Raw genomic sequence first — 14,219 nt, forward strand, 5'->3', positions numbered from 1 at the left:
TCTCGACGAAAAAATCACAGGTACGACGATACAGGATCACGCTTCGCTCAGGGTAGGCGCACTCCCCGAGACCCGGCATCGCCAGGGACATCCTCTCGAGGCAAGGGTTAACCCTGTAGTCGAAATCGGATCATTCCCTTTACGATAGCATTATCCGATAACTGGTCGACCAGTCTACCAGTAGACCAACGATCAGTGAAACGCCACGACACGTCAACGATTGTCCGAGAGCCCGCCTGATGACATCGAATGCGTTGCCCCCCTCCCCGTCCCCGGCGCTGAGTCCACAGCGCCCGGTACCGTCGCCGCCGGCGCCTGGGCGCGTCGCCGCCGAACCCGTCTTCGAAACGATTGACGACCCCACGCGCGTCGCCCGGCTCGCGGCACTGCGTGCCGCCGTGCCCGACGCCCAGTGGCTCACCGACCGCGAACAGATCACGCCGTACGAATGCGACGGCCTGGCCGCCTACCGCAAGCTGCCGCTTGCCGTGGTCCTGCCGGCCGACGAGGATCAGGTTTGCCGCATCCTGCGGGCCTGCCACGATCACAACGTGCCCGTCGTGCCGCGCGGGGCAGGCACGGGGCTATCCGGCGGCGCCATGCCGATCACCGATGGCATCGTGCTCTCGCTCGCCCGATTCAAACGCATTCTCGACGTCGACCCTTACGCCCGCACCGCCACCGTGCAGCCAGGTGTGCGCAATCTCGCCGTCTCCGAAGCGGCCGCGCCTTACGGTCTTTACTACGCACCGGATCCCTCGTCGCAGATCGCCTGCACCATCGGCGGCAACGTCTCGGAGAACTCGGGCGGCGTGCATTGCCTGAAATACGGCCTGACGGTGCACAACGTCCTGCGTGTGCGCGCCGTGACGATGGACGGCGAGGTCGTGGAATTCGGCTCGCATGCGCTCGACGCCCCGGGGCTCGACCTGCTGTCCGTGTTCATCGGTAGCGAAGGGATGTTCTGCGTGGTCACGGAAGTTACCGTGAAGCTCGTGCCGAAGCCGCAAGTCCAGCAAGTCATCATGGCCAGCTTCGACGACGTCGAGGCCGGCGGCGACGCCGTCGCGGCGATCATCGCCGCAGGCATCATCCCTGCCGGCCTGGAGATGATGGACAAGCCGGCCACCCAGGCCGTGGAAGCGTTCGTTCACGCAGGCTACGACCTGGACGCCGCCGCCATCCTGTTGTGCGAATCCGATGGCACGCCCGAAGAAGTCGCGGAAGAAGTCGCACGGGTCTCGGCGGTGTTGCGCGCGTCGGGCGCCACCCGCATCCAGGTGTCTACGTCGGAAGCCGAACGCCTGCGCTTCTGGTCCGGACGCAAGAACGCCTTCCCCGCCGCCGGACGCCTCTCGCCGGACTACTACTGCATGGACGGCACCATCCCGCGCCGGACCATCGGCACGCTGCTCAAGCGCATCGAAGCGATGGAAGCGCAATACGGTCTGCGCTGCATCAACGTCTTTCACGCCGGCGATGGCAACATGCACCCGCTGATTCTTTTCAACGGCAACGATCTGGACGAGTGGCACCGCGCCGAAGCGTTCGGCAGCGACATTCTCGAAGCCTGCGTGGCGCTGGGGGGCACGGTAACCGGCGAGCACGGCGTCGGGATCGAAAAGATCAACGCGATGTGCGTGCAGTTCTCCCCGGAGGAACGCGATGCGTTCTTTGGCGTGAAGCGTGCCTTCGACCCGGCCGGCCTGCTCAATGCCGACAAGGGCATTCCAACGCGTGCGCGCTGCGCCGAGTACGGCAAAATGCACGTGCGCGGCGGCCTGCTGCCTCACCCCGACTTGCCGAGGTTCTGATGTTGCCAGCCCCCTCCTCCCACGCGTCGCCCAACGAGGATACGCAAGCGGCGGCGCAGGTACTCGCCGCGATTCGCGAGCGTGTGCTCGCCGCCACTGCCCGCGGCACGCCGCTTGATATCCAGGGCGGCAACACCAAGCGCTGGTACGGCCAGACGCCCGCCGGCGAGCCGCTCGACATGCGCGCGTATCGCGGCATCGTGTCATACGATCCGGCCGAACTCGTCATCACTGCCCGTGCGGGCACGCCGCTGGCGGAGATCGAAGCGGCCCTGGCCGGGCGCGGCCAGATCCTGCCGTTCGAGCCACCGCATTTCGGCCCCGGCACAACGCTTGGCGGCTGCATCGCGGCCGGCCTCGCCGGCCCTCGCCGGCCACACGTCGGCGCGCCGCGCGACTTTGTCCTCGGCGCCGTCGTCATGAACGGTCAGGGGCAAGTGCTGCATTTCGGCGGGCAGGTAATGAAGAACGTCGCGGGTTACGATGTCTCTCGCGTACTGGCGGGCGCGCTCGGCACGCTTGGCGTCCTGCTGGAACTCTCGATCAAGGTGCTGCCCTGCCCGGTGGCCGAGGCGACGCTGCATTTCGAAATGTCGCAAGCGCAAGCCATCGAGCAGCTCAACCGCTGGGGCGGTCAACCACTGCCGCTCATGGGATCGGCCTGGCATGACGGCGCGCTGCGCGTGCGCCTTGGCGGTGCCGCGGCGGCCATCACAGCAGCACGTGCCACAATGGGCGGCGAGTCCATCGATGCCATCGAAGCCCACGCGTTCTGGCAGGCGCTGCGCGAGCAGACGCACCCGTGCTTCGCGAGCGCGCCGCTCACGGGAGACGGGCAACCGCTATGGCGCTTGTCGGTGCCACCGACCACGCCGCCGCTCGCCCACAGCGACGAGCACCTGATCGAATGGGGGGGCGCACAACGCTGGTGGATCACGCCGCGCGCAGCCGCCGACGTGCGCGCGATTGCCGCCGCGGTGGGCGGGCATGCTACGCTGTTTCGCCACGGCGACAAGTCGACCGGCGTATTTACCCCGCCACCGGCCGCGCTGCGCGCTATCGGCGAGCGTTTGCAGCACGCGTTCGACCCGAGCCGCATCTTCAACCGCCATCGGCTGTACCGCTAAAGACGACGATGCAAACGAACCTCGCAGACTTTCTCCGTCAGACGGCGGACGGCGACGAAGCCGAAGCCATTCTCCGCAAATGCGTGCATTGCGGCTTTTGCACCGCCACGTGTCCGACCTATCAATTACTGGGCGACGAACTCGACGGTCCGCGCGGCCGCATCTATCTCATCAAGCAGATGGTCGAGGGCCAACCCGTGACGCGCGAAACGCAGCGTCACCTGGATCGGTGCCTGACCTGCCGCAGTTGTGAATCAACTTGCCCGTCAGGGGTGCAGTATGGCCGGCTCGTCGACATCGGCCGCCGTCATGTCGACGCCCAGGTCGGTCGCCCTGCCGGCGAGCGTGCGGTGCGCTGGGTGCTCGCACGCGTGCTGCCCAATCGCACGCTGTTCTCACCCGCGCTTCGCCTGGGCCAGCGATTTCGGTCGCTGCTGCCTCGCTCGCTGCGCGAGAAGGTGCCCCATCGCCAGCGCTCGGGCAGTTGGCCGCAAGGCACGCACACGCGTCGCATGCTGATGCTCGAAGGCTGCGTGCAGCCCGCCATGTTGCCGAACGTCAACAAGGCCACCGCCCGCGTGCTCGATGCCCTCGGCATCGAAATGGTGCGACCGGCGGCGGCCGGTTGCTGTGGCGCCATTCGCCTGCATCTGAACTACCAGGACGACGGCCTCGACGACGCGCGTCGCAACATCGACGCCTGGTGGCCCGAGATCGAAGCGGGTGCGCAAGCCATCGTGATCAACGCGTCGGGCTGCGGCGCGACGGTCAAGGAATACGGGCATCTGCTGCGTCACGATCCGCAATATGCTGGCAAGGCGCAACGCGTCTCGGAACTCGCACGCGATCTGTCCGAAGTGCTGCTCGACAACCTGGAAGTCCTGCAACAACGCGTGCCGAGCCGAAAGACGGGCAAGATCGCCTACCATCCGCCATGCACGCTGCAGCATGGGCAACAGCTCAAGGGCGTGGTGGAGAAGGTGCTCGCGGGGGTCGGCGTCAACGTCGTGCTACCGCAGGACAGCCACATCTGCTGCGGCTCCGCCGGCACGTATTCGGTCACGCAGCCAACGTTGTCGCATCAATTGCGCGATGCGAAGTGGAAGGCGCTCGACGCCCTCGAGCCGGAGTTGGTCGTCTCGGCCAATGTCGGTTGCATTTGCCATTTGCAGGCGACCGCCAAGGGCGAGCACGCACGCGATCACGCCCCGGTTCAACACTGGATCGAACTGCTCGACCGCATGATCGCGTCGGCCTGAGCACCGGCACTGGACACCCCTCCTACGTCCATCAAGTCGATTGATTGTCCCGATGAAAGGGACAATCAATCCCCAGCCTGCCCGTTTATCTAAACGATGGTGCTCCCTAGAATCGAGGTCAAGTCAGTCATCACATCGATGTCTGAGCCGCCCCTTACTTCGATTCCTTCACCGGAGCCTGTCATGATCGACACCAAAACCGCCCCTTACGCCGCACTGCTGCTGCGCGTATCGTTGGGTATCCTCTTCCTCGCCCACCTGTCGCTCAAGGTATTCGTATTTACCGTCCCCGGCTTCGTGGGCTTCATGGGGTCGCTGGGCCTGCCGCCGTTCGTCGCTTATGTCACGATGGCGCTGGAACTCATCGGCGGCCTGATGCTGATCACGGGCTTCCATGCACGTTGGGCGGCGCTGCCGCTGGCCGCGCTGATGCTCGGCACCATCGTGTCCGTGCATGGCCACAACGGCTGGATGTTCGCCAACAAGGGCGGTGGCTGGGAATTCCCGGCGTTCTGGCTGGTGGCGTTGCTGGTCGTCGCCTTGCTCGGCGACGGCGCCTGCGCGATTCGCCGCGCGCGTACCGCCTGATCGCCGCATCGGGTTCTTGTTTGCGTTCTTTTGCCGGAGCCATCGTCATGTCTGCCCTGCCTACCCTCTTCGTCTCCCACGGCTCACCGTTGCTCGCGGTCGATCCGGGCCGCACTGGCCCGCTGTTGACGGCGTTGGGGCGGGCGGTGCCGCGTCCGCGGGAGATCCTCGTGATTTCCCCGCATTGGTCGACACCGACCCCGCGCGTGGGCAACCTGGCGCAACAGCGCACGATCCACGATTTCGGCGGCTTCCCGCGCGAGCTGTATGCGCTGGAATACCCGGCTGCGGGCGCGCCAGCACTCGCCGAGCGTACAGTGAAAATGCTGCGCGATGCCGGCCTGCCCGCGACCACCGACGACCAATGGGGCCTCGATCACGGCGCCTGGGTACCGCTGCGCTATCTGTATCCGGATGCCGATGTTCCGGTCACCCAACTGTCGCTGCAACGGCACGCGCGTCCCGAGACACAGTATCGACTCGGGCAACGCCTGGCGCCGCTCGCCCAGGAAGGCACGCTCATCATCGCGTCGGGCAGCTTCACGCACAACCTGCATGAAGTCTTCCGCGCCCCGTCGGAAGACTTGGCTGAAGCGCCCTATCTGGCCGAGTTCGTCGCATGGTTCACCGAGCATCTCGCGGCGATGGACCTGGATGCCCTGTTCGACTACCGCGCCCGCGCACCCTATGCCGAGCGCGCCCATCCGACCGACGAGCATCTACTGCCGCTCTACATCGCGTTGGGCGCGGCCGACAACGCCGCCCGCCAAACGCACTTCGACACCGGCGCCACCTACGGCGCGCTGCGCATGGACGCCTTTGCGTTCGGCAACGCCGCTCCGTCGCTCGCCGACGTGACCGCGCTGGCACAATAACGACATCGACACACGGGGGTGACACGACGGGGATGCCGTCGCGTCACCGTCGGCACTCTCGTTTCTCCGGCCACCGGCCCGATCGCGCATCGCACTGCGCATTCCTGAGGAGTCACGCCCCGGCATGAACAAACTTCGCGAGATCGAAAGCTTCATCGCCGTGGTCGAGTCGGGTAGCTTCGTGAAGGCTGCCGCGACATTGGGCATCTCCAAGACCGCCATTTCGCGTTACGTTGCCGATCTCGAGGCGCGTCTGGGCACGCGCCTGCTCCAGCGCACCACGCGGCGCCTGTCGCTCACCGAGCCCGGCCAGCGGTACGTCGAACGATGCCGCCAGATCCTCACCGAACTCGACGAGGCCGATGCCATGGCAGGCGAGCAGGACGGACTGCCCGCCGGACCGCTGCGCATCAATGCCCCGCATACGTTCGGCGTGCTGCATCTCGCGCCACTCTGGCCTGCGTTTCTTGCCCGGCATCCGCAAGTCTCGCTCGATATCACGCTGAGCGATCGTCTCGTCGATATCGTCGACGAAGGCTACGATCTGGCCATCCGCATCACGCGCCTGCCCGATTCGTCGCTAGTGCATCGGCGGCTCGCGGGCACCCGGCTGCTGCTGTGCGCCTCGCCCGGCTACCTCGCGCTGCACGGCACGCCGCAGCACCCCAGCGAACTCGCCCATCACGAGACGGTTGGCTACAGCTATTTTTCGCACCGGCGCGAATGGCGCTTCGACGGTCCCGACGGCCCCGTTTCCGTGCGCACCCGCGCGCGGCTCATCGCCAATAACGGCGATACCTGTCTGGCCGCCGCCGTGGCTGGGTCGGGCATCATCCTGCAACCGGCATTTCTCGTCCAGGACGCCTTGCGCGACGGCCAGCTCGTCGAATTCCTGCCCGAGTACACGCAGGGGGAGATGGGCATCTATGTCGTCTATCCGACGCGCAAGTACCTGAGCGCCAAGGTTCGTGCCCTCATCGACTTTCTCGTCGATGCCTTCGCCATGCCCGGCTGGCGAGCCATCGACCGCCGCTGAGCGCAACGGACTTACCGGCATCCGCCGCGAAAGCCCTGCAAATCCCTGATAACTGACAGACAACACACCGGAACGTCTCCGTTAATTCTTGTCGCAGGCAAATGTCACTTATACTGGCGGGCCTGATGTCTCATTTCGCCTATTTTGGAAAACCTTTTACTGATCGTCGCCGCGATGCTGCTGGTGTTGCTCAACGGCTTCTTCGTGGCGGCGGAATTCGGCCTCGTCAAACTGCGCCAGACGCGCGTTCATATCATTGCCCGCCAACGCGGTTGGCGCGGCCGTATCCTGGCCAGGGTGCACGGCCAGCTCGATACCTACCTTTCGGCGTGTCAACTCGGCATCACGCTCGCCTCGCTCGGCCTGGGCTGGATCGGCGAGCCCGCGTTTGCGCGCATTCTCACGCCGCTGTTCGCCGCACTGGGCGTCAGTTCGGCAGAGCTGATCCACGCGCTCGCGTTCTTCATTGCGTTCTTCACGATTTCGTATCTGCACATCGTCGTGGGCGAACTCGCGCCGAAGTCGATGGCGCTGCGCATGCCGGAAGTCATCTCGGTCTGGACGGCAGCCCCGCTCTATGGCTTTTACTGGCTGATGTATCCGGCGATCTGGATCCTCAACCACAGCGCCAACCGCCTGCTGCGCTGGACCGGTCTCGATCCGTCGCACGGCACCGATGCGCATTACTCAGCCGATGAAATCAAGCTGATCATGCGCCGCGGGGCATCGAGCGAAAAACTGTCGCGCGACGACTGGAACGTCGTCGCCTATGCCATCGACTTCAGCGATCTGACCGTCTCCGATCTCATGCATCCGATGAGCGAAGTGGCCGCCTTCCGCCGCAATGTCACGTTCGCGCAGAACATGGATACCGCCTATCGTCATCGTTACAGCCGCTACCCGTTCTTCGACAACGACGGCGAAACCATACTCGGCGTAGTGCACCTGAAAGATTTGTTCCTCGCGGAGCACCATGGCCAGTCGATCGAGGATCTAGGCAGCATGGCGCGTCCGGTCGAACGCGTGAAGCCCGACATGCCGGCGCGCGAGCTGTTCCGTCGATTTCGACGCGGCGCTCCGCACTTTGCCGTGGTGGGATGGCCAGACCAGAAGCCCATCGGCTTCCTGACGCTCGACAACCTGCTCTCCGCGCTTGTCGGCAAAATCCGCGACGAATTCCGTCAGACGGAAGACGACTGGACCCGCATGGAAGACGGCACGCTCATCGGGCGCGGCAGCTTGCCGATCCTGACGCTGGAACGCTCGCTGGGCATCGAGATCCCGAGCGAGCATGCGGAATCGGTGGGCGGCCTGATCATGAACGCGCTGGGCTATCTGCCGCACGAGGGCCAGAAGGTCGACTTCGAAGGTTTCTCCGTCGTCGTCAAGAAGATGCAGGGACCGCGTATCGTGCTGGTGCGCATCTATCCCGACGGCGTGCACGTAGCGCGAGGCGAAGCATCCCATGTTGAGGCGCAGCCACGCGACGATTGATACGCGATGGATGCCCGCGGCGCCGCTTCCCGAAATAGGCTTGACGCATATCCCGCCGAACGCTTAGCCGCGAGCGAATGCCCTGCGATTGAGTTCGAGCTGCGTGATGAGTTTTTGCAGACGCGACTCAGCGGTACGCGAGAGGGCGATGAAGCGGCAGCCGATGTGATACTCGACGTCCTTCGCCAGCGGCACACTGCGAATGGCACAGACTTCGAGGTCCACCTGGACGGTGCCATAGTCGCGTAATTCAATCTCGACGTGCATGAGCATCGAGCCCTTCGGGATCTCGGCCGCCGCGTCGGCCTTCGTGCGCAAGCCGACGCCACCGAGCGACAGGTCGAAGACCGACAGGCGCATCGGCGTGTCGTCGGGGAATTTGATCGTGCACGGGTACGGATCGAGGATCGGCGTCTTCACGCGGAAGTAATCGCGGCGCTGCAAACGCACGAGCGTTTCCGGATACGGGGCATAGAATGCGGGGTACCCTTCGAACTCGCGCTCTTGCGCATCGCCGATGGGGAAATGCACCTGGATGCCTTCGGGCACGCCAACGAACAACGCACGCTTGCTGGCCAGCAGTGCCCGGTTCTCCGCCTCCACCCCGCCCCAGTCGAAATAGAAGCCGCGCGCTTGCGGTTCGACCTTGAGCAGGCGCGTGACGAGCTGACGCTGCCCATTGGCGAAGTAGACGGTCATGAAATCACCGCGGGTCGCCAGATGGCGCAACACACCACCAATCTCCAGAGGGTTAGTGATGCGATACGAGTCGTGCAATTGCGTTTCGTTGTCCGTGGGCGCCGGTGTCACCTGCGGTTCTGTCGTTTCCATACCTGATCTTCTAATTGTCCCCGTGACGACCGTGCCGGGCGGCGCAAGCCGTACGTATAGAGCCTTTGCAATATGTGACGTGTTGTGACGTCACAGCGCGAATGCGTGCCAGTCGGCGCTGACGCGCCGTCTCATGTATCTGGTCAAGAACGTTAACGGTCGCGCGCCGGAAATATTGAGGACTCCGGCACGCAAACCTGCGGCGACCCCTCTTGCGCGCCACACCCCGGACGCGCCTTCGGACCTTTGCCGCACCTCACGCCCGGATCAGCGATGCACGGCGGCCATCAACGCGCCGAAGCCCATGAACACGCCGCCGCTGATGCGGTTGAATGCCTTGAGCACACGCGCCTCGCGCAAATACGGTGCGATGCGCAGCCCGCCGGTGGCGTAGACCAGGTACCAGCTCACTTCGATCACGGCGAACGTGCCGAGCAGAATCGAGAACTGCGGCAGCTTGGCGGCCGTCGGATCGATGAACTGGGGCAGGAAGGCCGCGGCGAAGAGAATGGCTTTCGGATTGCTGGCCGCCACCAGGAAGCCCGATTTGAAGAGCTTGCCGAAGCTCGAATCGACCGCCACGGCCGGCCCGCCAAGCGGGGCCGCGGCGGCGTTCGTATTCACCGGGGAGCGCCAGCTCTTGTAGCCGAGATAGACGAGATACGCCGCACCGACGTAACGCAGCGTGTCGAACAGCATCGGCCACGCCCTGAGCACCGCGCCCAGTCCGGCCGCGGAAATCGACATCATGGCGATGAGTGCCGTCATGCAACCGGCCATCGTCCCGAGCGACGGGCGTAGCCCATGACGCGCGCCATGTGTCATGACGAGCAGCATGTTCGGTCCCGGCGTCGCCGAGACGAAAAAGACGGTGACGACGTAAAGCCACCACGTTTGCAGGCTCATGATTGCCTCAAGAAGGGACTCACGCAAGGGCTCACGCGAATTTGAACAGGCATTGTAGCGTCGAACCGTGGCAGTCGCATCGTCCGCGTGCACGTCTCATGCGAATCAAAAATGGAAGGCGAAAACAAATGGGCCCGATGACTTTCGTCATCGGGCCCATTGATCGCGGGACACCGCCTCGCACTATCGCTGGCGCGGCATCACGGCAATACGCTCAAGCCAATTAGATGGGCTTGATGTTCGCAGCTTGCTTGCCCTTCGGGCCAGTCTTGACTTCGAACGACACGCGTTGGTTTTCTTGCAGCGACTTGAAGCCGTCAACCTTCACTTCCGAGAAGTGAGCGAACAGGTCTTCACCGCCGGCGTCCGGGGTGATGAAGCCGAAGCCCTTTGCGTCGTTGAACCACTTAACAATACCGGTTTCCATGTTTTTTCCTAATAAAACAATAGCTTGGGGCCGGAATGACCCCGTGAGCGCTGACAATCAAGGGAAAATGAAGGACTAGAAACCAGCGAGAAGCAGGAAAACTACGTCTGACAACAACTTCGCGGCTTGACAATCTGCAGTTGGTTTTATACGTGTAGACACGTCGCTTGTCAACAGGGTAAGTACTGCAAATCGAGTAACAATTTCTCGCTGTGACACGGAATTTGGGCACGCTTCGGCTGTTCGCGCCGGGGTCGCTGCCCGTACAATGGGCGTTTTGTCCCGCCCCCGTGCCGTTGCCGCGCGTCCGGCTCGTGTTTTGTGCTGCCTAACGCGGATTTCGGGTGTTTTTCCCCTAGTCGACGCGCATTGTCCGGCGCATGCCCCTGCCGCCACGCCAGGCCACCGAGCGAGCGCCACTCACCCACACACCTGCCTACGGATGGAGCCTACTCGCCTCATGCGACCCTCGCCGTCGCCGTCTGACGTTCGTATGTCAAGCCAACCGGCTTGGCTCGCCCGCTGCCGCGCGCATGCACTCAGCCTGGCCGTTTGCCTGACGCTCGCCGCCTGCGCCGGGTCGCCGACCTATGGCCCGGTCCCCGCCGGGAGCTATCGCGTGCAGTCCGGCGACACGCTCTATGGCGTCGCCCGCGCCAACAACGCCAGTACCGCTGATCTGGTGCGCTGGAACAGCCTGACCGACCCCGACAAGATCGAAGTCGGCCAAGTGCTGCGCGTCGTGCCCCCCGCCGGCGCGTCAGGAGGCAGCGCCTCGTCTCGCGCCGCCAGACCCCAACCGCAAACCCGGCCCGCCCCAAAGGCCACGCCCGCACCGGCCGCACCGCGCACGGCAACCAACAGGATTCCGATGGTCTGGCCTGCCGACGGCCCGGTGCTGGCGAATTACAACGGCAGCAGCAACAAGGGCGTCGACATTGGCGGCAAGGCCGGTGACCCGATCTATGCGGCGGCCGCCGGCAAGGTGGTTTATGCCGGGAGCGGGTTACGTGGATACGGCAACCTGGTGATGGTGCAGCACGAAAACGGGTACCTCACCGCGTACGCGCACAACCGCGCGATTCTGGTCAAGGAAGGGGCATCGGTCGGCAAGGGCCAGAAAATTGCCGAGATGGGCGACACCGACTCCCATGGCACCGTCAAGCTGCACTTCGAGGTGCGTCAGAAGGGCACGCCGTTCAACCCGCGCGACTTCCTGCCGTCGCGTTGATCCGCTGATCCGGCCGGTCTCCCCTGGCAGGCGAACGCCGCGAATGTAAAAAAGGCAAGGCGCGATGCCCTGCCTTTTTATCGTTGTCGCCTGCGTCCCCCCGCCTATCGCTCAGGCCGACGCAAGAAAACCCTGCGACAGTCCGTTGGCGCGCGCGTCGCGCCAATCGCGATGCGCCCGCGGATCCGTCCACACCAGCAGATGGAGCGCAGCGAGCGCGCGCGGATCGTTGAGCAACTCCCACTTCTGCGTGTTCGTCAGCTTCGCCGGCCCCTTGAGCAGCGCGGTCTCGACTCGACCGGCACGCCGGGCGTCACGCTTCGCGTCGTCGAGGGTCGGCACCACGCTCGCGGCCACCAGGGCATTGGCCATCGGGTCGACCACGGCGTCGATGAAATCGACATACTTGCGCGACGCCTCGGTGTACTTCTCCGTCATGCGCAGTTCCTTGGGCGGCCATGACTCTTCCGGAATCAGGAACAGCCGTGCTCGCTTGAGTGTGCGCCCCAGCGACACCCGGCTGGAAAACACCGAGACGGGAATCGAGATCGCCATCGATCCGACGATGGGCATCAGCCACCAGATGAAGTCCGGATTGAGCCAGTAGACGACGCCCCCCCACCCCAGTCCGATCAACGTATGCAGGCCGTGGCGGCGAATCGCTTCGCCCCAGCGTGTCTCGGCGTCTTCGCGCGGCGGCGACTTCCATTGGATCGCGATACCGGTGAGCGCCGCCAGCACGAACTGCGTGTGGAACAGCATGCGCACTGGCGCGAGCACGGCCGAGAACACCAGTTCGATGAGCATGCTCACCGTCACCGCGAACGCGCCGCCGAAACGCTTCGCGCCCTTGGCCCAGATCAGCACCACGGCCAGGATCTTCGGCAGGAAGAGCAGCGTTGCCGTCGCCGAGAACAGGGCGAGCGCGCGCTCGGGATGCCACTCCGGCCACACCGGGAACAGTTGCCGGGGTGCCGTGAAATACTCGGGCACGACGAGCGTGTGCTTGGCGAGCAGGCAGGTCGAGAGAATCAGGAAGATGAACCACAGCGGCGCAGACACGTACGCCATCGCGCCCGTGACGAACACCGCACGGTGCACCGGATGCATGCCTTCGGCGAGGAACAGCCGAAAATTCATCAGGTTGCCCTGACACCAGCGACGATCGCGCTTGAGTTCGTCGAGCAGATTCGGCGGCATTTCCTCGTAGCTGCCGGGCAGGTCGTAGGCAATCCACACGCCCCAGCCGGCCCGCCGCATCAAGGCCGCCTCGACGAAGTCATGCGAGAGAATCGCGCCGGACATCGCGCCTTTGCCAGGCAGTGGCGCGAGCGCGCAATGCGCCATGAACGGCGCCATGCGAAGGATCGCGTTGTGGCCCCAGTAGTGCGATTCGCCCAACTGCCAATAGTGCAGGCCGGCCGTAAACAGCGGGCCATATACGCGACCGGCGAACTGCTGCAGGCGTGCATAAAACGTTTCGCGTCCAGCCGCGAGGGGCGCGGTCTGAATCAGACCGGCGCTCGGATGCGCTTCCATCATGCGCACCAGCTTCGTCAGGCATTCGCCGCTCATCACGCTGTCGGCGTCGAGCACGACCATGTAGCGATAGTCGCTGCCCCAGCGGCGGCAGAAGTCGTCGAGGTTGCCGCTCTTGCGCTTCACGCGACGCTGGCGGCGGCGATAGAAAATGCGGCCGAAGCCGTCGACCTCGCGGCACAGCGCCTGCCAAGCGTCGACTTCGGCCGTGCAGTGATCGGCCTCGTTCGAATCGGACAGGATGAAGAAATCGAAGCGCTCGAGCGAACCGGTCTTGGCGAGCGATTCGTAGGTCGCGCGCAACCCCGCGAATACGCGGCCGACGTCTTCGTTGCAGATCGGCATGACGAGGGCGGTGCGCGCATCGGGCGCGATCGGCGCATCCCCGGCGGCCATCTTCGAGATCATGTGGCGCTCGCCACCGAACAGCAGCACGAAGAAACCAAAGATCGCTGTCCAGAAGCCGGCCGAGACCCAGCCGAAGAGCAACACGAACAGCACCAGCACGGAGAATTCAAGCGGATCGGCCCCATGGTATGGCAACACCGATGCCATGAAATGGGTGGCCAGCGCCGTCTGCGCAATCATCAGCGTGAGCAGCATCCAGCGACGGCGCCGTCCCGCTTGCGACCATCGGCCCTTGGGATCGGGCGCGTCGCGCACGAGCGGATCGGGATCTTGGCGGCCGGTCAGTTTGCGCCACAGTCGCGCAAGCGGGTTGAGCGACCAGGCGCGCGGAATGAGCGACGTGCGGCGCACCGGCGGCGCGATGCGCAGCGTCTGTACGCCGCGCACGTCGCGCAATCCAGCGGCAGCGGCGAGCGAGCCACCGTCGCCGAGCGCGAGACGCACCGGTTGCGAGGCCAGCACTGCGTCGCTGCCGGATTCGATCTCCGCGATATCGTGTGCGTGCCACGTGGCGCTCGCCACGGCGGCAGGCGTGGCGGCGGTAGCTGCCGAGGCTGCCATGGCGACGGGTGCGTCGGTCTGCCTGGCGGCCGCATCGGGCACCGCGCTGGCGGCCTCCACCGTCGTCTCGCCCCCGCATGGCAACGCATCGCCCGCGCCGTTCACGGCGCGCGTGGCGAGCAG

General features: G+C 64.8%; 12 protein-coding genes. 8 read left to right on the forward strand and 4 right to left on the reverse strand.

Annotation, left to right across the window (positions count from 1 at the left end):
* Nucleotides 1–239: 239 nt before the first annotated feature.
* From PTE31013_RS06340 to PTE31013_RS06370, 7 genes are all read left to right on the forward strand, one after another.
* Complete coding sequence (locus PTE31013_RS06340; protein ID WP_246173917.1) at nt 240–1,814, forward strand: FAD-linked oxidase C-terminal domain-containing protein; 1,575 nt, start codon at nt 240–242, stop codon at nt 1,812–1,814.
* Entirely contained in the window at nt 1,814–2,941 is a 1,128-nt protein-coding gene (gene glcE, locus PTE31013_RS06345) for a glycolate oxidase subunit GlcE (RefSeq protein WP_150611951.1), read from the forward strand. The genes PTE31013_RS06340 and glcE overlap by 1 nt, the downstream gene beginning before the upstream one ends.
* Nucleotides 2,942–2,949: 8 nt before the next feature.
* Nucleotides 2,950–4,200, forward strand: a complete 1,251-nt coding sequence (gene glcF, locus PTE31013_RS06350; RefSeq protein WP_150611952.1) for a glycolate oxidase subunit GlcF — start codon at nt 2,950–2,952, stop codon at nt 4,198–4,200.
* Nucleotides 4,201–4,383: 183 nt separating this feature from the next.
* The gene (locus PTE31013_RS06355) at nt 4,384–4,788 is read left to right on the forward strand and encodes a DoxX family protein (protein WP_150611953.1); all 405 of its coding nucleotides are present in this window, start codon (nt 4,384–4,386) and stop codon (nt 4,786–4,788) included.
* A gap of 47 nt (nt 4,789–4,835) precedes the next feature.
* The gene (locus PTE31013_RS06360; RefSeq protein WP_150611954.1) at nt 4,836–5,663 is read left to right on the forward strand and encodes a dioxygenase family protein; all 828 of its coding nucleotides are present in this window, start codon (nt 4,836–4,838) and stop codon (nt 5,661–5,663) included.
* Between the two features lie 124 nt (nt 5,664–5,787).
* On the forward strand, nt 5,788–6,699 hold the full coding sequence (locus PTE31013_RS06365) for a LysR family transcriptional regulator (RefSeq protein WP_150611955.1): 912 nt from the start codon (nt 5,788–5,790) through the stop codon (nt 6,697–6,699).
* Nucleotides 6,700–6,843: 144 nt separating this feature from the next.
* Nucleotides 6,844–8,193 carry a hemolysin family protein gene (locus PTE31013_RS06370; RefSeq protein WP_246173918.1) on the forward strand — a complete coding sequence of 450 codons (1,350 nt, stop codon included), beginning with the start codon at nt 6,844–6,846 and terminating at the stop codon, nt 8,191–8,193.
* Between the two features lie 63 nt (nt 8,194–8,256).
* Here PTE31013_RS06370 and PTE31013_RS06375 read toward each other — a convergent pair whose 3' ends face one another.
* The 3 genes from PTE31013_RS06375 to PTE31013_RS06385 form a co-directional block, all read right to left on the reverse strand.
* Nucleotides 8,257–9,024: a flagellar brake protein gene (locus PTE31013_RS06375; RefSeq protein ID WP_150611956.1), complete on the reverse strand. Its 768-nt coding sequence runs from the start codon at nt 9,022–9,024 to the stop codon at nt 8,257–8,259.
* A 267-nt stretch (nt 9,025–9,291) separates the two neighbouring features.
* Nucleotides 9,292–9,930 carry a LysE family translocator gene (locus PTE31013_RS06380; protein ID WP_150611957.1) on the reverse strand — a complete coding sequence of 213 codons (639 nt, stop codon included), beginning with the start codon at nt 9,928–9,930 and terminating at the stop codon, nt 9,292–9,294.
* A gap of 223 nt (nt 9,931–10,153) precedes the next feature.
* Nucleotides 10,154–10,357 (reverse strand): cold-shock protein, encoded by a 204-nt coding sequence (locus tag PTE31013_RS06385; protein ID WP_010805153.1) that lies wholly within the window; start codon nt 10,355–10,357, stop codon nt 10,154–10,156.
* 493 nt (nt 10,358–10,850) lie between these two features.
* On the opposite strand from PTE31013_RS06385, the gene PTE31013_RS06390 reads away from it, so the two are divergent.
* Entirely contained in the window at nt 10,851–11,588 is a 738-nt protein-coding gene (locus PTE31013_RS06390) for a peptidoglycan DD-metalloendopeptidase family protein (protein ID WP_246173919.1), read from the forward strand.
* 111 nt (nt 11,589–11,699) lie between these two features.
* Here the strand turns inward: PTE31013_RS06390 and mdoH are convergent, their stop codons facing one another.
* Entirely contained in the window at nt 11,700–14,096 is a 2,397-nt protein-coding gene (mdoH, locus tag PTE31013_RS06395; RefSeq protein ID WP_150612216.1) for a glucans biosynthesis glucosyltransferase MdoH, read from the reverse strand.
* Between the last annotated feature and the right edge of the window lie 123 nt (nt 14,097–14,219).

The sequence above is a fragment of the Pandoraea terrigena genome (assembly GCF_902459705.1).
GTDB classification, from domain to species: Bacteria; Pseudomonadota; Gammaproteobacteria; order Burkholderiales; family Burkholderiaceae; genus Pandoraea; species Pandoraea terrigena.